At 72.8% G+C, this 17,255-nt stretch carries 15 protein-coding genes and 1 tRNA gene; 10 read left to right on the forward strand and 6 right to left on the reverse strand.

Annotated elements, in window-relative coordinates; genetic code table 11:
- Window positions 1–48 precede the first annotated feature (48 nt).
- Together WMF45_RS34020 and WMF45_RS34025 are read right to left on the reverse strand one after the other, a co-directional pair.
- Window positions 49–2,370 carry a transglycosylase SLT domain-containing protein gene (locus WMF45_RS34020; protein WP_437709433.1) on the reverse strand — a complete coding sequence of 774 codons (2,322 nt, stop codon included), beginning with the start codon at window positions 2,368–2,370 and terminating at the stop codon, window positions 49–51.
- 121 nt (window positions 2,371–2,491) lie between these two features.
- Complete coding sequence (locus tag WMF45_RS34025) at window positions 2,492–3,478, reverse strand: hypothetical protein (RefSeq protein WP_437709435.1); 987 nt, start codon at window positions 3,476–3,478, stop codon at window positions 2,492–2,494.
- 123 nt (window positions 3,479–3,601) lie between these two features.
- Here WMF45_RS34025 and WMF45_RS34030 point away from each other — a divergent pair, with 123 nt between their 5' ends.
- A complete protein-coding gene (locus WMF45_RS34030; protein ID WP_437709436.1) occupies window positions 3,602–4,702 on the forward strand; it encodes a hypothetical protein in 1,101 nt (366 codons plus the stop codon).
- A gap of 87 nt (window positions 4,703–4,789) precedes the next feature.
- On the opposite strand, the gene WMF45_RS34035 is transcribed toward WMF45_RS34030, so the two are convergent.
- Window positions 4,790–6,238 (reverse strand): MXAN_5187 C-terminal domain-containing protein, encoded by a 1,449-nt coding sequence (locus tag WMF45_RS34035; RefSeq protein ID WP_437709438.1) that lies wholly within the window; start codon window positions 6,236–6,238, stop codon window positions 4,790–4,792.
- An 81-nt stretch (window positions 6,239–6,319) separates the two neighbouring features.
- Between WMF45_RS34035 and WMF45_RS34040 the strand changes: the two genes are divergently transcribed.
- The 3 genes from WMF45_RS34040 to WMF45_RS34050 all read left to right on the forward strand — a co-directional run bounded on the left by WMF45_RS34040 (window position 6,320) and on the right by WMF45_RS34050 (window position 9,628).
- Window positions 6,320–7,420, forward strand: coding sequence for a histone deacetylase family protein (locus WMF45_RS34040; RefSeq protein WP_437709440.1), 1,101 nt, complete (start codon window positions 6,320–6,322; stop codon window positions 7,418–7,420).
- Between the two features lie 224 nt (window positions 7,421–7,644).
- Window positions 7,645–7,720 (forward strand) — tRNA-His (locus WMF45_RS34045).
- Between the two features lie 525 nt (window positions 7,721–8,245).
- Complete coding sequence (locus WMF45_RS34050) at window positions 8,246–9,628, forward strand: hypothetical protein (protein WP_437709442.1); 1,383 nt, start codon at window positions 8,246–8,248, stop codon at window positions 9,626–9,628.
- An 82-nt stretch (window positions 9,629–9,710) separates the two neighbouring features.
- On the opposite strand, the gene WMF45_RS34055 is transcribed toward WMF45_RS34050, so the two are convergent.
- Window positions 9,711–9,992, reverse strand: a complete 282-nt coding sequence (locus tag WMF45_RS34055) for a hypothetical protein (protein ID WP_437709444.1) — start codon at window positions 9,990–9,992, stop codon at window positions 9,711–9,713.
- A gap of 365 nt (window positions 9,993–10,357) precedes the next feature.
- Between WMF45_RS34055 and WMF45_RS34060 the strand changes: the two genes are divergently transcribed.
- Both WMF45_RS34060 and WMF45_RS34065 read left to right on the forward strand, forming a co-directional pair.
- Window positions 10,358–10,861, forward strand: coding sequence for a response regulator (locus WMF45_RS34060; RefSeq protein WP_437709446.1), 504 nt, complete (start codon window positions 10,358–10,360; stop codon window positions 10,859–10,861).
- Window positions 10,862–11,016: 155 nt separating this feature from the next.
- Window positions 11,017–11,451, forward strand: a complete 435-nt coding sequence (locus WMF45_RS34065; RefSeq protein ID WP_437294033.1) for a YqaA family protein — start codon at window positions 11,017–11,019, stop codon at window positions 11,449–11,451.
- A 17-nt stretch (window positions 11,452–11,468) separates the two neighbouring features.
- Here WMF45_RS34065 and WMF45_RS34070 read toward each other — a convergent pair whose 3' ends face one another.
- The gene (locus tag WMF45_RS34070) at window positions 11,469–12,134 is read right to left on the reverse strand and encodes a hypothetical protein (RefSeq protein WP_437294034.1); all 666 of its coding nucleotides are present in this window, start codon (window positions 12,132–12,134) and stop codon (window positions 11,469–11,471) included.
- A 165-nt stretch (window positions 12,135–12,299) separates the two neighbouring features.
- Here WMF45_RS34070 and WMF45_RS34075 point away from each other — a divergent pair, with 165 nt between their 5' ends.
- The 4 genes from WMF45_RS34075 (at window position 12,300) to WMF45_RS34090 (ending at window position 16,019) form a co-directional block, all read left to right on the forward strand.
- Window positions 12,300–13,211, forward strand: coding sequence for a hypothetical protein (locus tag WMF45_RS34075; protein ID WP_437709449.1), 912 nt, complete (start codon window positions 12,300–12,302; stop codon window positions 13,209–13,211).
- Between the two features lie 19 nt (window positions 13,212–13,230).
- Window positions 13,231–14,115, forward strand: a complete 885-nt coding sequence (locus tag WMF45_RS34080) for a protein kinase domain-containing protein (protein ID WP_437709451.1) — start codon at window positions 13,231–13,233, stop codon at window positions 14,113–14,115.
- A 62-nt stretch (window positions 14,116–14,177) separates the two neighbouring features.
- Window positions 14,178–15,368, forward strand: coding sequence for a cystathionine gamma-synthase (locus WMF45_RS34085; RefSeq protein ID WP_437543346.1), 1,191 nt, complete (start codon window positions 14,178–14,180; stop codon window positions 15,366–15,368).
- A gap of 90 nt (window positions 15,369–15,458) precedes the next feature.
- Window positions 15,459–16,019, forward strand: coding sequence for a hypothetical protein (locus WMF45_RS34090; protein ID WP_437709453.1), 561 nt, complete (start codon window positions 15,459–15,461; stop codon window positions 16,017–16,019).
- 48 nt (window positions 16,020–16,067) lie between these two features.
- Here the strand turns inward: WMF45_RS34090 and WMF45_RS34095 are convergent, their stop codons facing one another.
- The gene (locus WMF45_RS34095; protein ID WP_437709455.1) at window positions 16,068–16,931 is read right to left on the reverse strand and encodes a Stp1/IreP family PP2C-type Ser/Thr phosphatase; all 864 of its coding nucleotides are present in this window, start codon (window positions 16,929–16,931) and stop codon (window positions 16,068–16,070) included.
- Window positions 16,932–17,255: the final 324 nt, after the last annotated feature.

Raw genomic sequence — 17,255 nt, forward strand, 5'->3', positions numbered from 1 at the left:
ATTTCAGCGCAGGAGGAACCCCTGCGCTGCCGTCCCCGGCGACCGCGCTCAGTACGCGTCCGCCGGGGCGCGCGCGTCCGCAGGGAGCGTGAGCGGGAGCATCTCCACGGCCGCGTCCCCGCCGGCCAGCCACTGATACCGCGCCAGGTTCGAGAGGACGCGGCCCACATAGGTGCGCGTCTCGTCGTACGGGATCCGCGCTACCCACACGTCGGTGTCCCGGTCGATGCCCCCACCGAGCCAGTGCGACACGGCCTTCGGACCGGCGTTGTACGCCGCCGTCGCGAGCGGCAGGCTGCCCTCGAATGTCCGGAGCAGCTTGCCGATGTAGAAGCCGCCGAGGCGCAGGTTGAGCGGCGCGCTCTTGAGCTGCCCGAGGTCGAAGCCGAGCGAGAGCTCGCTCGCCGCCTTCTGGGCCGTCGACGGCATGAGCTGCATCAGCCCGACCGCGCTCGCGGGGCTCACCACGACAGGATCGAACGCGCTCTCCTGGCGCATCAGCGCGTGAACGAGGCCCCTCGGCAGCCCGTGCTGCGCCTCGAGCGCGCGCACCTCGCCGACGTACGGCTCCGGATACACGCACTCCCACGTCCAGCGATCGGCCTGCGAGGGCGCGCGCTGGAGCGCCGCGGCGGAGACCGCCTGCGTGCCCACGCGGTAGCGGCGCTTCGCGGGCGAGAGCATGCCGTACATCCGGCAGAGCGCCTCGCTCTCCTGCCCCGCATAGGCCGCGGTCGCCTCGCGCTCGTTCTCGGCGAGGTAGCTCTCCGCGTCGCCGTCGAGCCCCATCGACGCGAGCAGCGCCGCGGCGGGCGGCAGCTTCACCTCGACCGCAGGGGCGTCCCCGAGAGACGCCGGGACGAGCAGCGGCGGCATGGGCGCGCCCACCGCCGCGAGGCGCGAGCGCGAGAGCAGCGCGCCCCACGAGAGCGGCTGCTCCCGCATCACCTGCGTCCAGAGCCGCACCGCGCCGTCACGGTCGCCGCCGCGCAGCGCCGCGAGCCCGGCGAGCTCGCGCAGCCGCGCCGCGTCGGCCGGCTTCGCGTCGCGCGCGAGCTGCTCCAGCGGCCGCCGCACGCGCGCGGCGCCGCCCGTCGACAGCGTAGCGAGCGCCCGCTCGTAGACCGCGTCGTCGCGCCGATCGCTCCGCGGGTAGGCGTCGAGGAACCGGCCGTACTGCGCGACGGCCTCCGCGTAGCGCCCGACCTGCATGAGGAGCCGCGCGGCGAGCAGGCTCGAGAGCTCACCCCAGCGGGTCTTCCGGAACCTGCGCGCGACGGCGAGGTGCCGCTCGATCGCCTCCGCCTCGCGCCGGAGCCGCGAGAGCGAGCGGGCCGCCAGGTGCAGCTGCTCGGCCTGGCGCGCCGACGGCGCGGCGGCGACCTTGAGGAACGCCGCGGCCGCGGCCTCGTAGTCGCGCGCCTGGTAGAGCGCCGTGGCCCTGCGGTGGTGGAGCTCCGACGCCGGCACGCCCGACATCTTGTCGAGCTCGGCGATCGCCTCCGCCGCGCTGCCCCCGGCGACCATGGCGTCGACCTTCTGGAGCCGCTCCTCCTGCGAGAGCTGCCCCGGCAAGGCGGCGAGGAGCGCCGCTGCCTCGCGCCCGTCGGGCGACGACGGCGCGCTCTTCACGATCCACCGGAGGTCGGCCTGCGCGAGCGCCGCCGCGGCGGCCTTCTCCCCAGGGCGCTCGGCGGCGTCGCGCACGCCGAGCTGGACGCGCGCACGCGCCATCCGCGCCGCGGCCTCGTCGCGCGATCTGCGCGCGCGCTGGGCCGCGGCCACGGCCCGATCGGCGAGCGCGCGAGCCTGCTTGAGATCGCCGCCCTTCAGGGTGGCGAGCGCGGCGCGCGCGAGGCCGGTCGCGCTGCCCGAGCGCTCGAAGTACGCCGCCGCCTCGAGGAACGGCCCCGCCACGAACGCCGCCTCCGCCCGGTAGCGCGCCACCTCGCGCGAGAGGAGCGGCAGCCCCTGCTCCAGGCCATGCAGCAGCTCCACCGCCTTGCCGTGATCCCCGAGCTCGAACGCGACGCGCGCCCGCGCGTACTTCATCGAGGGCAGCGCGCGCTGCTCCATGGGCAGGGCGTCGAGCCGCTCCGCCGCCTCGGCCCAGCGCTCGAGCCGCACCGACTCGACCCAGGCGCCGTCCACCATGGGCGGCGCGGACAGCGCGAGGGCGAGACCCGCGGGCGGCACGAGGGCGGGCGGCGCCGCGGACGGCGCGGCGCGCGCGGTGCTCTGCGACGGGGGCGGCCCGGCCGCGTGGTGCTCCGCGCACGCGGCGAGCGAGAGGCCGAGGAGCCACGCGACGGCCAGCCGGCGGCGCGCTCCCCTTGAAGACGGCTTCGGTGGCGACGGAGCCCGTTTCATAGCCGACCCGGCGCGTTGGACGACCCGCCGGCAGCGCGTCCTGAGGACGGAGCGCCGCGGAACGACGGCCTCCGCGCGCAGGCCGCTCGAACCGCAGCGCACGCGCTGCCGACCCCTTTAGCTAGCAAGCCTGGGCCCGAGGTCGCAAACAAAGTGTCGGGCCCGACGCGATCCACCGCTTCCCGATCTCCACATCCTCCTCGAACAGGAAGGCCGCGACCTCGTCGAGCGACCCAGCGCGGTTCGGCGGCGCACCCAGACGGAGCGCGGCGGCCTTGCCGAACGCGGCGACCACCGGGTGCGGCGAGCTCGCGAGCCGCAGGAGCTCGGGGACGAGCTCCTCCGCCCCGAACGCGCCCGCGAGGATCGCCGCCAGCGGCCGCGGATCGGCGGGGCAGTCGTAGCTCCACGACAGCGCCGAGCGCAGCACCGCGATCGTCTCGGGCGCCGCCGCGCGCGCCGCCGCCGTGCGGTAGCCGCCCCCCGGCAGCGCGAGCTGCGCGTCGCCGCGGCTCGTCGCGCAGATGCCGTCCGCCGCTTGCAGCAACTCCGCGGCGATCGGCTCGGTCACGCCGTCGCCGAGCACCGTCAACCCCTCGATGTCCGCGGCCACGGGCCGCGACGCCTCCTGCGCATACCCCTCGAGGTTGGCGAGGAGCCGCTCCAGGTCCACAGCGCCCGCGGCGCGGCCCGCCAGCACCTCGCGCTCGGTGTGCACGGTCACGAGGCTCGACACGATGGCCGGCGTCCCGCCGCGCATCGTGTGCGACACGTCCACGCTCACCCGCTGGACGGCGGGCCACCGCAGCACCCGCGGCTCCGTGTCCGGGTCGACGACGATCCCCCAGGGCACGACGGCCATCGTCACCTCCCGCGCGCCGCGCTGGATCGGGGGGCGGTGCTCGGCGCGGACCAGCGCGAGCAAGCCGAGCGCGCTCCCCACCGCGATGAGCCCCAGCGAGAGCGCGTGGCTCCCGGCGCTCCAGACGGCCGCGGAGGCGCCCGCGAGCCCCGCGGTCCCGGCCGCCGCGAGCGGCGCGCCGGTCGAGCCGGGCTCCGGGTGGAGCCACACGTAGCGGAAATCCGGCGGAGGCAGCTTGCGCAGCACGGTGACGACCCCGGACGACCAATCTAGGCTGCCGCGCCACCGCGCGCCACCGGGTGCGCCGGGCGCCCGCGCGCCCCACGCCGATGGCGGCGTTCCACGCGTGCGGTGGTAGCTTCGCGGGCGGTGCTGCTCTCCCGCGTCCGCCTCGTCCATGTCGGCCCGTTCGAGGACCTCTCGCTCTCGCTCGAGGACGCCGCCGGCGCGCCGCGCCGGCTCGTGGTCCTCTTCGGCGGCGACGGCGTGGGCAAGACATCGATCCTGTCGGCGATCGCGTCCACCCGGCCCGGGTACGCGGTCGCGCAGCCGAGGCCGCGCGGAGACGACGGCTCGCAGCCGCTGGTCGTCGCCGACTGGATGCTCGGCACGGACGACCCGGCGCGCGCACACCCGCTGCGGGTCACGAGCCCGAACGCGCGCCTCGACGAGCCCGAGGACGCCGCGATCTTGCGGCGGAGGGAGCAGTCGCTGTTCGAGCGGCGCGCTGCCGAGGGGGGCTTCGTCCTTGTCGCGCTCTCGGGAGCGCGCTGGTTCTCCCGCAGCGCGATCGTGCTGACGGCGCCCGAGCGCAGCATCCTCCGCTACGACGTGCGCGCGGCCGCGAGCTTCGACGACGCGACGCGCACCGACCTCGCCCGCGAGACGAAGCAGGTGCTCTCGTTCGTCCCGATCGCGGCGGCGCTCGCGCGCGACAGCCGGAAGAGCCGGCCGGAGGTGCTCTCCGACGCGCAGCCGGACGCCCGGCCGGGCGCCCAGGCAGAGCGGCTCGGCGCGCTCGATCGCGCGCTCAAGGAGGTGCTCGAGGCGCTGCTCGACGGCCACGGCGTGACGTACGCCGACGTCGACCCGCTCCGGCTCGAGCCGATCTTCGAGCGCGCGGACGGCCAGCGCGTCGACTTCGACGATCTCGGGCGGAGCGCGCGGCACACCGTCGCGTTCGGCGCGCTCGCGCTCCGCGCGCTCGCGTCCGCGCACCCGGGCGGCGATCCTCGCCTCGCCGAGGGCGTCGTGCTGATCGACGACATCGAGGCGCAGCAGCCGGTGCACCGCCAGCGATCGCTCGCCGCGCGCCTGCGCGCCGCGCTGCCCAACGTGCAGTGGATCGTCACGACCTCATCGCCGGCGATCGCGCTGGGCTGCGAGCTCTCCGACGTGATCGCGCTCCGCCGCGAGCCCTCGTCGGGGCGCGTCGAGCTGCACGAGGGCCCGGACGCCGTGCTGCACTGAAACACGCGGCGCGGCGCGCGCGGCGTGCCGCCGAGCGGCGGGCGGCGCCGCGCCTCCCTCCGCTCCCGGGCTCCTGCGCCGCGCGCGTCAGGCGAGCGGCACGGCGAGGAGCACGATCTCCTTGCCGCGGACCTCGATCTTGTAGCGCATGGGCTTTCCGTGCTTGCGCCCGAGCTCCTGCTCGCTCGCCTTCAGGCGGGCGACGAACGCGTCGCGGGTGATGTGGTCCACCGGATCGCCGAGCGACTTCTTCGCGGCGATGTACTCGGCGAAGATGCGCGCGTAGTAGGCGTCCTCCGGCTCCTCGAGGAGCGCCTTGGCGTCGGCCGGGATCTCCCCCGCGGACAGCGCGGCCATCCGCTCATCGACCTCGAGGGCGTCCCGGAAGGACGCCGAGGTCGGCGCGCGCGACGGGCGCCCCTCGGCGTCGGTCTCGTCCTCCTGCACCCCGAGCAGCTGGTTCAGGAGCGAGTTCAGGCGGAACACGAGCCCGCCGAGCTCGGCGTGCTCGATCTGGAACCGGAGGTCGGTCCGGCCGTTCATGATCGCGAGCAGGCCGTCCTCGATCTCGGAGACCGGCTGCGAGATGTACGCGTCCAGGAAATACGCGGCGATCACGACGAGCACGAGCCCGAGCGCGGTGACGCCGAGGAGCGGCCAGAGCAGCGCGCTCGCGAGCCCCGGCGTCCGGAGCTGCGCGATGCTGAGCAGCACCGCCCGCCGCCCGTCGCCGTAGCCGTCGAGCGCGTGCCCGACGGCGCTGTACTCGCCGGACAGCCCGCCGATGTCGACCGTCTGGCCGGAGCGCAGCGCCTTCAGGGCGCCGTCCTTCGCCGGCGACGCCGTGAGCGCCGCGACCAGCTGCGGGGAGGCGTCGCGCGATTTCGCCACCACGTCGAGCCCGTCGCCCGACTGCATCGCGACGACGAGGACACGCCCGCTCGTGCGCTCGCTCGCGTTGGTCAGCCGCTCGTCGTTCAGCGCGGTGCCCACCGCGACGGCGCCGATGATCTGCCCGGCGTCGCTGCGGATGGGCGCGTAGGACGCGAGAAGCTGCTCGTTGCGCGCCCGGCTGACCCACACGTCCGAGCCGGTCACCCCCTGCTCGATGGCGAGCTTCAGCGACGGGTAGACCGCGCCGAGGTCATCTCCGCGCATGAGCGCGGAGGCGTTCCGCCCGAGCACCACGCCCTTGGTGTCCACCAGGACCACGAGGGAGGGCGGGGTCCTGGCCAGCTCGGGCGAGGCGGCGACCGCCTCCCGGATGGCGTTGGCGGCGCTGGTGGCCGCCTCGGCGCGCGCCGGGGCGGTGCCGGCGTTGAACGGCTCGCGCAGCTTCGGGTCGCTCGCGTGCGAGTCGAGCCACCGCTCCAGCACGAGGCCGTCCACCTGGAGCTGCGCCATGGCGGCCGCGAGCGCGCGCGGCGCCTCGCCGGGGCGCCCCATCTCCGCGAGGGAGGCGCGCGTGAGGGCGTAAAAAAGCCCTCCGACCATGAGGACAATCACGGCGAAGACTGCGATGATCTTTCCGCGCATCCTGCGTCTCCACTCCTTCTTTCCGGGGCTCAGGGCAAGCTACCATCCGCTGCGGCGCTGCTACAACTCTCCACCCAGCTCATGGTGCACTTGAATCAGCCGCACTCCGAAGCCCCGCGCCTCTACGTCGTCGACGACGCGCTGTTCGAGCAACATCGCTCGCGAGGCGCGCACCCCGAGCGCCCGGAGCGCCTCGAAGCCGCCCGCCGCGCCATCGAGCGCTGCGCCGCGGCCGGCCTCTCGCTGGAGCACGTGGCGTCGCGCGACGCCACGGAGGAAGAGCTCGCCCGGGTGCACGCCCCGCGGTACCTGGAGTCGCTCGGCCGGCTCAGCGGCCACTATGCGGCGCTCGACCCCGACACGTACGTGGTCCCGCGCTCGGTCGAGGCGGCGCGGCGCGGCGCGGGCGCCGCGGTGGCGCTGGTCGACGCGGTGCTCGCCGGCCCCGGCCGGCTCGGGGTCGCGCTGCTCCGTCCGCCCGGCCACCACGCCACGCGCGACGCCGGCATGGGCTTCTGTCTCCTGAACAACGTCGCCGTGGCGGCGCGGGCGGCGCTGAGCAGCGGGCTCTCGCGGGTGGCGGTGGTCGATTTCGACGTGCACCACGGCAACGGCACGCAGGACATCTTCTGGGACGATCCGCGCGTGCTCTTCTGCTCGCTGCACCAGTGGCCATTCTACCCCGGCACCGGCGCCGCCGACGAGCTCGGCGGAGGTGACGGCGCGGGTTACACGGTGAACGTGCCGCTGTCCGACGGCGCGACGGACGCGGTCTACGAGGCTGCGTTCGACGAGCTCCTCCTTCCGGTGCTCGACGAGTATGCGCCCGAGCTGATCCTGGTCTCGGCGGGGTTCGACGCGCACGAGCGCGATCCGATGGCGGCGATGAAGCTGTCGCGCGCCGCGTACGCGGCGATGGGCCGCCGGCTCGCGGCGATGGCGACCGCGAAGGCGGGGGGGCGGCTCGCCATCTTCCTGGAGGGCGGCTACGACCTGACCGCGCTCGAGAGCTCGCTCACGGCGGCGCTGCTCGCGGCGTCCGGCTGCGAGGCAGCAGACGACCCGGCTGGAGGGTCGGTGCCGCCGGCGCAGCCCGCGCAGCGCGCGCCGATCTCGACCCGCCACCGCGCGGACCTGGACCGGGCGCGCCGGGCGGCGCTGCGCCGGTGGACGACGCTCTGAGCGAGGCGACCAGCGGCGCGCGCAGGGGGACCAGGGTCGAGGCGTGAGCGGGCCCGCCGGGTCCTCTGCCTGCTGGAGGAGGCCGGCGCCTCCTTAGAGTGGGGTCGGGCCGGGAAGCCGGGGCGGGGATCGAAGAGCGACACGCGGTGCGTTTCCCTGATTGCACTCTGCGCGGAGCTGAGTATTCTGCCAGGCCTTCGCAGCCCAACGGGCCGCGAAGAACGGTGGGTATAGCTCAGTTGGTAGAGCACTGGATTGTGGCTCCAGTTGTCGCGGGTTCGAATCCCGTTACTCACCCCAGGTAGAACAGCCCGAAATCGTTGGCGAAAGCGGCGACCCGAGGGCTGGACGGGTGGACGAAGCCGGGGGGGCTTGGGTCCGCTGGCGAGGGTTGCCGGCGACCTTGCCCAGAGCACGGCGAGCTCGATCTCGATGGCGTCGAAGGGCTCGACCCGGACGCGGGCGGCGTCGCGGTGGACGACCGCCGGCCCCCGGCGGTGATCCGCGCCGAGCACGTACACCTCCGGCGTCCGCTGGATGGGGTCGGCTGGCCCATGGGCGAAGCCTGTCCGGGGGCGCGCGGCGAGGCGAGGCGGTGAGGAGCAGGGACGAGCGCGCCCGCACATCGAGCCATGGACGAGCTCGCGCGGCGTCGCGAATCGCTCGCTTCGATAAGCACGCTTCGATAAGCACGCTTCGCGCGCCTCGGAGATATCGATTCATGGATATCCACCCACCATGGTGGGCCGTTATCCATTCTCCCGGAGACAGCAAGTCTCATTTTTGTAACCAACTCGCCACACTACCCGCGTAGCGTCCGCGCGCATGAAGACCACTCTCCCCGGGAGCCGCGCGTCGACGGCGCGCCTCATCTCCGCTGCTTTCATCGCGATCAGCGCACCTCAGCTCGCGGCGTGCGCCGCGGATTCGAGCGATGCCGCGGATCCTACCGAGTTGCCGGCCCCCGGCGCCGTCGATGTCGTCCGCCCGCTCACGCTCTCGGAGCGCGCTCGTGTGCCCGAGAAGGAGCCGGGGTTCGTCGCCGCGGCGCTCGGCGACAACGAGCTCGTCATCACCCATGACGGCAGCATGGCGCCCTTCGCCGCGGGCGACGTGCTCGGCGGCACGCAAGGAGGCGGCTACCTCGCCCGCGTCGTGAGCGTACGCACGATCGACGCGACGCGGGTGGCGCTCGCGACGACGCCCGCTCCTCTGACGGAGTTCATCACCGAGGGCCATTTCCACGTCCACTACGACGCGCGCGAGTACGCGCGCGCCATCGACGATCACGTCGCGCGCACCCGCGAGCTCGGCGTGGAGGACGGCGAGCAGATCGCGAGCGCGGCGGAGGCCCTGAAGATCTCGTCCGGCGCCTCCATGAAGCTCCTCGATCTCTCCTCGGCCTCCCTGCCGGCGTCGTGCGGGGTCACCGCGCACGGGGCGGCGGCGCTCGACGTCACGGCCGAGCTCTCGCCGGCGCTCGATCTCGAGGTCCACATCGGCCCGAGGGGCAAGCTCAACCCGGTGCCGGAGCTGAAGCAGCTCCGCCTCGTCGCGTCGGGCCAGCTCGACGTGAGCGCCAGGCTCCAGGGCACCGGCACGGTCACGGGGACCTGCTCGGTCGATCTCCTGGAGCTCGCCGGGGGCGTCCCGAGCCTGCCGCTGCCGACGCTGACGTTCTGGGTGGGCCCCGTCCCCGTCATCGTCACGACGGACGTCGTGCCGAGGGCGAAGGCGGATCTGGGGCTGTCCTTCACGGCCGCCGAGGTGGACGCCGTGGCGCAGGCGACCGCCGAGATCGAGGCCGGGGTCGACTACAGCAACGGCACGTGGAGCACGATCTGGGAGCCCTCCGGCTCGGCCTCGGGCTCGGCCTCGATCGGCGCGCCCGGCCCGATCACGGCGTCCGGCAAGGTGAGCGCCGGCGCCGAGCTCCGGGCGCGCCTGTACGGCATCGTCGGCCCGAACGTCGGAGTCCAGGCGTACGCGCGCGTCACGGCGGAGACCGCGCCGCCCTACTGCTCGTACGACGCGCGGGTCGACGGCGGCGTGCGGGCTTACGCCGAGGCGGTGGCAGGCGTGTCGGTCGGCCCGCTGGATCTGACGCTCAAGCGCCTCGAGCTCGTCGATCTCGAGCTCCTCCACTTCGACGGACCGCGCGCCTCGGGCCCGCTCCGCGACGCGCCCGAGTGCGACGCGGAGCCCTGATCGCCTCGCCCCTCATCGCGCCATCCGTCCGGGAGGCGAGGCGCCCGCGCCTTCCCGCGCGCGGGAGGCGCGGGCGCCGCGCTCAAGGGTCCGCGCACGCGACGTAATCACAGGACGCCTCGTTCACGCACTCCTCGGTTCGCTCCACGAGGTCATTCCCCTCGAGGCCAAGGCACGCGGTCTCGCAGCTGGTCTTGCTCGGCGGCGGAGCGTCGTTCTCCTCCGCGCAGAGGATGCGGTGCTTGCAGAGCTCACTGCATGCGTTCAGGATCTCTTCGTCTTTGCACCCTGCGGCCCCCGCGGCAAAGAGGCCGAGAACGGCGGCGATGACGAGCGGGATCGATCGGAGTTCTGCGTTCTTCATGGGCAGCTCACCTCGGTTGTGGAACGGAGACTCTCCCCGGCGAGCGACCCGCTGCCGACCGGCAGCCCGCGTCAGCGCACGAGAAGAAGGCGAGCGCGCGACCCGGCACGGTAGCAGCGCTTTGCAGAAGGCCAGCGCGCCTCACCATGAGGCCGCGCCTCCGCGCAGAGCATAGACGAATCCCTGGCCGCCGCCCACCGCGCGGCGGCACGGCGGCACGGCGGCACACGACACGCGAAGACCTCGGCCCCGCGCCGACGTCATCTCGGTTCCCGCTGCCGCACCCCCCCGCGCTGGCTCGATGCGCCGGGCGTGGTACATTGCGTCATCGCGCGTCCTGACGCGCCCTCCACGATCGACGACGAATGCCCTCCAAGGAATCCGACACCCTGCTCGAAGCCGATCCAGCCGAGCGACCGGATCGCGAGAAGCCCGAGTCCACGCGGCTCCCTCTCGTGCTCTTGGTCGACGGGGACAGGAGCATCTGGCAGCCGCTCGGCGCCCTCCTCTCGAAGCGATATCGCCTCGTCGTATGCTCCTCGGCCGTGGACGGGGTCGCCGCCTTCACCGAGGACACGTGCGCGGTGATCGTCGATGTGCGGATGTCAGGGCTGGAGGGATTCTGGGTTTGCGATCAGATCCGCAAGATGCAGCCGGAAGTGCCCGTGATCTTCTATTCGGCTCATCACGACGAGAAGGACTCGTTCGAGGTCATCAACGCGCACCGGCCTTTCGCCTATGTCGACAAGCACGGCGCGGAGCAAAAGCTCCTCGACGCCCTCGAGAAGGCGACGCGGATATTTCAAAGCACCCTCCGCAGCCGACGGATCATCGAGCGGCTGCAGCGCCGCCGGCAGGAGGCGGTCTGACGCCTCGGCAGGGCGAGCCGCGCCCGCGCGGCGATCGGCGAGATCTCTGGCGCACGCTGGTCCAGCTGGCGCTGAGCCTGTCCGCCCTCTTCGCCGGGATCGCGCTCGCGGCGCACCTCGCCCGCGAGCAGCTGGACGCGCTCGGCCGCGGGTTCGTGGACCGCTTCGGCCTCGCCGGGATGTTCGTCGGCACCTTCCTCGCCGACGCGTTCTCGTTCCCGATCCCGCCGCAGTTCTACATGCTGACCGCGATCACCTCGGGTGGCTCGCAGGTCGCGCCCCTGATCGCCATCTCGACCGCCTCGCTCGTCGGCGGCTGCACGGGTTACCGCCTCGCCGGCCGCCTCGCGCGGATCCGCCTCTTCGCGGCGCGCATCGAGCGGACGCGACCCAGGATAGACCGGCTCTTCGAGCGTTACGGATACTGGGCGATCGCGATCGGGAGCATCTCGCCGATCCCCTTCTCGATGCTCTGCTACCTGTCCGGGCTGTACCGGATCCCGCTGCGCTACTTCTTGACCATGGTGCTGTTCCGGGTGCCCCGGCTCCTCCTCTTCTACGCGCTCATCCGGGCGGGATGGAGCCAGTGAGGCCGGCGGCGTGAGCGCTACCTGGGGCTGTCCGTCTCCTCGGGCGACGGGTTCACCCTGACGCGCTCCAGGATCTGGTCGACCATGCCGAGATCGATCCCGGAGCGCTGCTCCACGACGTTCCTGGAGAACAGCCGAGTCGCCTCCTTCGCGAGCTCCTCGTCCGGGAGGAACGGCCGCGCGGGCGACCGCGGCGCCGGCAGGCCGATCTCCTTCTCGAGCTCGGAGATCGCCCGGATCATCTCCTGGTAGCAGGCGGAGGCGATCTGCACGGCGAACGGGAACACCTGGACGTTGCCCCGGCCGGCGCGCACGGCGTGCAGCGTCGCGGCGGCCTGCTCGGCGAACTGGCGACTCCCGTACGCGTTGGCCATCTGCGCGTACATCGCGATGGACTCCTGGTCCGCCGCGAGGTCCTCCTCCTTCGTCCGCGGCGCTCCGGACGGGGGCACCGACGACCACCGGACGATCATCCGCGCGTAGTCGTCGAGCGCGCGCCGCTGGAGGGCCAGTCGCTCCAAGAGCGCTTCTCGCCGCTGTCTCTGGAGCTCCGCTCTCTCCTCGTGCTCGGCCCGCCGCTCCGCGCTGAGATCCGCCGATCTCCGCGCCAGGTAAGCGCCGATGAAGAGGGCGACGCCGTTGCTGACGGCGATGAAGAGCATCTCCAAGATCTTGGGATCCATGCCGGTGCCCACGACTTCTATCACGTTCGCGCTGAACGCAGTGAGTTGCCGCAGATCGCGGAGAAAAGTTGGCCGCCGCCCTCCTCCCGTGCAGGTGCGCCGTCATCCCACAGGCGGCCGTGGCCGCGCTCGGAGCCGCGCGGGCAGGCGTGATAGGATGTCCGCATGACCGGTTCACTCGACGCCGGGGCCGGCCCGCACCTCGATGGGCTCGCGGGCCCGCTGCGCGAGGCGCTGGGGAGGAGCCTCGCCGACCGGCTCGCGCGCTGCCCCGGGGCGGAGCTCAACCTGGACAACGCGTTCTGGGGCGCCCCCGAGCCGCGCGACCTCGGCGAGGCGCTCACCCGGTTCGGGCCGACGTGCGTCAACGTCGTTGTGCGCATCTTCGAGCGACTCCGCGGCATCGACCCGACGCTCGGCCTGTGGATGCAGATCAGGTATCTGCGCAACGTCTGGTGCGGCGGGAGCGCCGGATTCAAAGTGGTCTACGTGGAGCCGGCGGCCATGCGCGAGCACCTCGACCGCCACTTCGCGGGAGCGGGCGGCCCCCGCGTGGCGCGCGACACGATCCTCGGAGGGATCGAGCACCAGCGGGGCGCGCTGCTCGGCTCGCTCGCGGCGAGCATGGCGGAGCTCTTCCGGGGCGGCGAGCCGCTCGACGCGGACAGCTGGCGCGAGGTGCACCGGCCGGACCAGGAGGCGGTTCACCTCTGCGTCGGCAAGCACGAACCGCGGCCGCCGGAGCTCGACGACATTCACCTCGACTGGAGGTCGCCGGTGGTGGGCGTCGACGAGGAGCGCCGCCGCTGCCGGTACGGGCTCCGCATCGGCGTGGTCCACTGGGTGCAGGCGCGATTCGGGCTCGGCAAGCCGGTGTTTCCGTTCCAGAGCATCGATGACAGGGTCGCCGCCCTCGCCGGGCGCCGCGAGGCGCCGGCGCGCTGGGCCGAGTTTGCGGCGCGCTGGCGCGACGCGCGGTGGCCGCTCGCCCTGCGCGGCGGCGCCGGCGCAGCGGAGGCGCAGGCGTGGCTTCGCGCGTGCGACGCGCTGGTCGCTGCGCAGCGCGCGGACGCGTGAGAGGCCACAGGCGGCCGGCATGCCCTACCCCGCTCCCGACGGCACCCAGCTGATCGAGCACCTCGGCGCCGGCGCCACGTTCGACGTCGCGCTGGTCCGGCTCGGAGGCCCGCCGCCCGGCCCCACGCTTGTGTGCAAGCGCCTCGTCCCCGGCGTCCTCCACGAGCACGCGGGGCGGGCCGCCATGGTCCGCGAGGCAAAGGTCCTCTCCCTCGTTCGCCACCCCGCCCTGCCCGCGCTCGCGCGCGTCGGCGCCGATCGCCACGGCCCATTCCTCCTCGAGAGCCGGCGCGAGGGCACCTCCCTCCGCGACGCGCTCGAGGGATGGCGCGGCCGCGGCCGGCCGCCGCCCGCGTCGCTCATCACCCACGTCGTCAGGACCGCGATCGAGACGCTCGCCGAGCTCCAGGAGATCGAGTACGCCGGAGGCCCGATCCGCTTCGTTCACGGCGATCTCGGCCCTGATCACGTGCTGCTGGGTCCGCTCGGTGACATCGGCCTCGTCGACCTCGGCGCCGCGCGGTTCCGCGGCATGGAGCCGGACCTCGAGACCGCCGACCGGGGCACGGTTCCCTTCGTCGCCCCCGAGATCGCCCGCGGCGAATCCCCGCCGACCCAGCGCGGCGACGTCTACTCCATGGCGGCGACCCTCGTCTCCTTCGCCACCGGCGCGAGCCTGACGCGCGCGCGCGAGCACGCAGCGGCGCTCGTCGAGATCAGCGAATCTGGCCTCTGCCTCGACCCGCTCTCCGTCACGGACGCGCTCTCGCCGGGGCAGCGCCGAGCGCTCGCTCGCGCGCTCGATCGCGATCCGGAGCGCCGCGTCGGTACGGCGCGGGCGCTGCTCGACGCGTTCGACGCGGCCGCTCCGCGGGCCGAGGGCGGCGCCGAGTCAGCGCGCTGACTCGGCTCTCTTGCACGCCAAAACCGTGGACGCACGCGGCCCATGAGATAAGTCTCGCCCGCATGAAGCCCCACCTAGGTCACGACAAGCTCGGCCTCGACACGCTCGCGATCCACGCCGGACAGCCGCCGGATCCGACGAGCGGCGCGGTCATGACGCCGATCGTCCTCTCGAGCACCTTCGCTCAGGAGCGGCCGGGCCACCACAAGGGGTTCGAGTACTCCCGCAGCGGCAACCCCACCCGCAAGGCGCTCGAAGAGTGCATCGCCGCGCTCGAGGGGGGGCGCCATGGCTTCGCCTTCGGCAGCGGCTCCGCGGCGACCGCCACCCTGCTCCACACGCTCCGTCCCGGAGATCACGTGCTCTCGGGCGATGACGTCTACGGCGGCACCTTCCGGCTCTTCGACAAGGTCATGCGGCCGATGGGCCTCGCCTCGACCTCGGTCGACATGAGCGACCTCGACGTCGTCCGCAAGGCGCTCACCCCGGCCACGCGGATGATCTGGATCGAGACCCCGACGAACCCGATGCTCAAGATCTTCGACATCGCAGGGCTCGCCGAGATCGCGCGCGCGCACGGGGCGCTGCTCGTCGTCGACAACACCTTCGCCACGCCGGTGCTCCAGCGGCCGCTCGACCTCGGCGCTCACGTCGTGGCGCACTCGAGCACGAAGTACCTGAACGGGCACTCGGACGTCGTCAGCGGCGCGCTGGTCACGTCCGAGGACGCGCTCGCCGAGCGGGTCGGGTTCCTGCAGAACGCGATCGGCGCCGTCCCGAGCCCGTTCGATTGCTACCTCGTGCTCCGCGGGATCAAGACGCTCGGCGTGCGCGTGCGCCAGCAGTGCGCGTCGGCCGCGCTCATCGCCGGGAGGCTCGCCGGGCACCCCGCTGTCCAGGCGGTGCACTACCCCGGCCTCCCCACGCACGCCGGCCACGCGCTCGCCGCGCGGCAGATGCGCGCGCCCGGGGCGATGATCTCGTTCGTGGTGCGCGGCGGCCTCCCCGTCGCCTCCAGGTTCCTCGAGCGGCTCGCGATCTTCGCCTGCGCCGAGAGCCTCGGCGGCGTCGAGTCGCTCGCCGAGCACCCCGCCCTCATGACCCACGCCTCCGTGCCCGCCGCGGCGCGGGAGGCGCTCGGCATCGCCGACGGCCTCCTCCGGCTCTCGGTGGGCCTGGAGGCCACCGAGGACCTCTGGAACGACGTCGCCCAGGCGCTGGACGACGCTCACGCGCGCGCGACGGGCACGTGAGCGCGCGCTGCCGCCGTTTGATCGCGGACCCCCGAGTACGATAGAAGCGAGGAGCGGCCTTGGGGCCGCCACCTACCACCGGAGCTTTCCATGCGTCTCGCTCGCCTCAGCTTCGTGCCCGTGCTCGGCCTCCTCCCCCTCCTCGGCCTCGGCTGCAGCGGCGCGGAGCCGCCGACCCCGCGCGGCGCATACAAGATGAACTTCGCCGACCCGGGCATCGACTGCTCCCAACAGGGGCATATCGCGACCCTCGGCGAGGTGACCGATGTCCAGAAGGTCCAGCTGGTCACCGACGGCGAGGACGGCGCCTCGGTCGACTGCTCCGTGTCCGGCTCGGGCACCTTCTCCGTCTCGGCGGTGGCCAGGAACCCCGCCGATTTGTCGAAGATCCAGGTCAAGATCGACGCCATCTCCCCCGCGGCGACCCAAGACGCGCCGGCCACCGGCGACATCAGCTTCTCCTCCGCGAAGACGGCAGAGCAGACCTTCTACTCCGATAAGGCGACCCCGTGTAAGTTCTGGTTCGAGGGCAAGCAGGGGGTCGACGCGGGCAAGATCTGGGTCGGCTTCGAGTGCCCGGCGATGCTGAACGAAGGCGAGATATGCCAGATCAGGCTGGGCGTCCTGGCCTTCGACAGCTGCGGAGGCTGAGCCGCGCTGGCAGCTGACAGGCGGGCGCGCGGGGGGGCGCCCCGCGCGTCAGCTCTTCTCGGAGCGCGAGGCCGACACCGCCGGGACCGTCGACCGATCGCCCATGCTGACCTGCTGCGAGTCGGCGGGCGGACCGATCGTCGCGCTGTTCGGGAGCTCGACCTCGTCCTGCTCGTCGATCCGGATCACGAGCGCCGTGATGTTGTCCTCTCCGCCGTTCTCGTTCGCCTTGGCGATGAGGCGGCGGCACATCTCCGGGACCTCCTCGGTCGAGCTCACGATGTGGAGGATCTGGTCGTCCGAGAGCATCCCGCTCAGGCCGTCGGAGCAGAGCAGGTAGACATCGCCGGGCTGCGGCTCATCGCTGAGCAGATCCACGGAGACGCTGTCGTGCATCCCGAGCGCGCGGGTGATGACGTTGCGCGGAAGCTCGGCCCGCTGCTCCTCGGTCAGCTCGGGCATCGCCATGATGTAGTCGTTGAACAGCGAGTGATCGCGCGTCAGCTGGCTGATCGAGCCCTTGCGGACACGGTACGCGCGGCTGTCGCCGACGTGGCCGACGTAGATCCGGTTCTTCTTCTTCGAGAAGAGCGCCCCCACGACCGTCGTGCCCATCCCGGCGCAGTCGCGCGACCGGATGCTGCGCTCGAAGATCTGGCGGTTCGCGACCCGGATGCCCGCCTGGAGCCGGTTCTCCTCCTCCGACAGGCTTGTGTCGAAGTGGAATGGCCAGGTGGCGTCCTCCCGCGACGTGGACCGGAAGAAGTCCGCGATCGACTCGGTCGCCAGCTTGCTGGCTACGTCCCCCGCGCGGTGGCCCCCCATGCCGTCCGCGACGATGAACAGGTCGTACTCCGACAGGACGGCGTAGCTGTCCTCGTTGTGGTCGCGTTGGAGACCAACGTCCGTCATTCCTGAAGCGATCGCTCGCATAACCTCGGGAATCCTTGAGACGGCTCCGGGCCTTCGGCTTCGAACACCAACCATTTCACGCTAGCGAAAACCTGTCAAGCAGGGCCTCTCGCCCCCTAATGGGCGTCTTCAGAGCCTTCTTCAGAGCCTTCGCGCGTCTTCTCACGCCTTCTCACGCCTTCTCACGTCACGCCGTTCACGCCGTTCACGCCGTTCACGCCTGTGCACGCCCAACCGCCGACCTTCCTGATGCTACCGACTCCGACCGGGGGGACCGCAAGCCTCTTTTTCACTTCTTCGCTTCACGGGACGGTTCATTGTGAG

Source organism: Sorangium sp. So ce448 (genome assembly GCF_051520915.1).
GTDB classification, from domain to species: domain Bacteria; phylum Myxococcota_A; class Polyangia; order Polyangiales; family Polyangiaceae; genus Sorangium; species Sorangium cellulosum_B.

Coding starts and splice junctions, on each gene's coding strand:
- WMF45_RS34020 (WP_437709433.1), bottom strand. CDS start 2,370: ATGAAACGGGCTCCGTCGCCACCGAAGCCGTCTTCAAGGGGAGCGCGC.
- WMF45_RS34035 (WP_437709438.1), bottom strand. CDS start 6,238: ATGCGCGGAAAGATCATCGCAGTCTTCGCCGTGATTGTCCTCATGGTC.
- WMF45_RS34040 (WP_437709440.1), top strand. CDS start 6,320: ATGGTGCACTTGAATCAGCCGCACTCCGAAGCCCCGCGCCTCTACGTC.
- WMF45_RS34050 (WP_437709442.1), top strand. CDS start 8,246: ATGAAGACCACTCTCCCCGGGAGCCGCGCGTCGACGGCGCGCCTCATC.
- WMF45_RS34055 (WP_437709444.1), bottom strand. CDS start 9,992: ATGAAGAACGCAGAACTCCGATCGATCCCGCTCGTCATCGCCGCCGTT.
- WMF45_RS34060 (WP_437709446.1), top strand. CDS start 10,358: ATGCCCTCCAAGGAATCCGACACCCTGCTCGAAGCCGATCCAGCCGAG.
- WMF45_RS34070 (WP_437294034.1), bottom strand. CDS start 12,134: ATGGATCCCAAGATCTTGGAGATGCTCTTCATCGCCGTCAGCAACGGC.
- WMF45_RS34075 (WP_437709449.1), top strand. CDS start 12,300: ATGACCGGTTCACTCGACGCCGGGGCCGGCCCGCACCTCGATGGGCTC.
- WMF45_RS34080 (WP_437709451.1), top strand. CDS start 13,231: ATGCCCTACCCCGCTCCCGACGGCACCCAGCTGATCGAGCACCTCGGC.
- WMF45_RS34085 (WP_437543346.1), top strand. CDS start 14,178: ATGAAGCCCCACCTAGGTCACGACAAGCTCGGCCTCGACACGCTCGCG.
- WMF45_RS34090 (WP_437709453.1), top strand. CDS start 15,459: ATGCGTCTCGCTCGCCTCAGCTTCGTGCCCGTGCTCGGCCTCCTCCCC.
- WMF45_RS34095 (WP_437709455.1), bottom strand. CDS start 16,931: ATGACGGACGTTGGTCTCCAACGCGACCACAACGAGGACAGCTACGCC.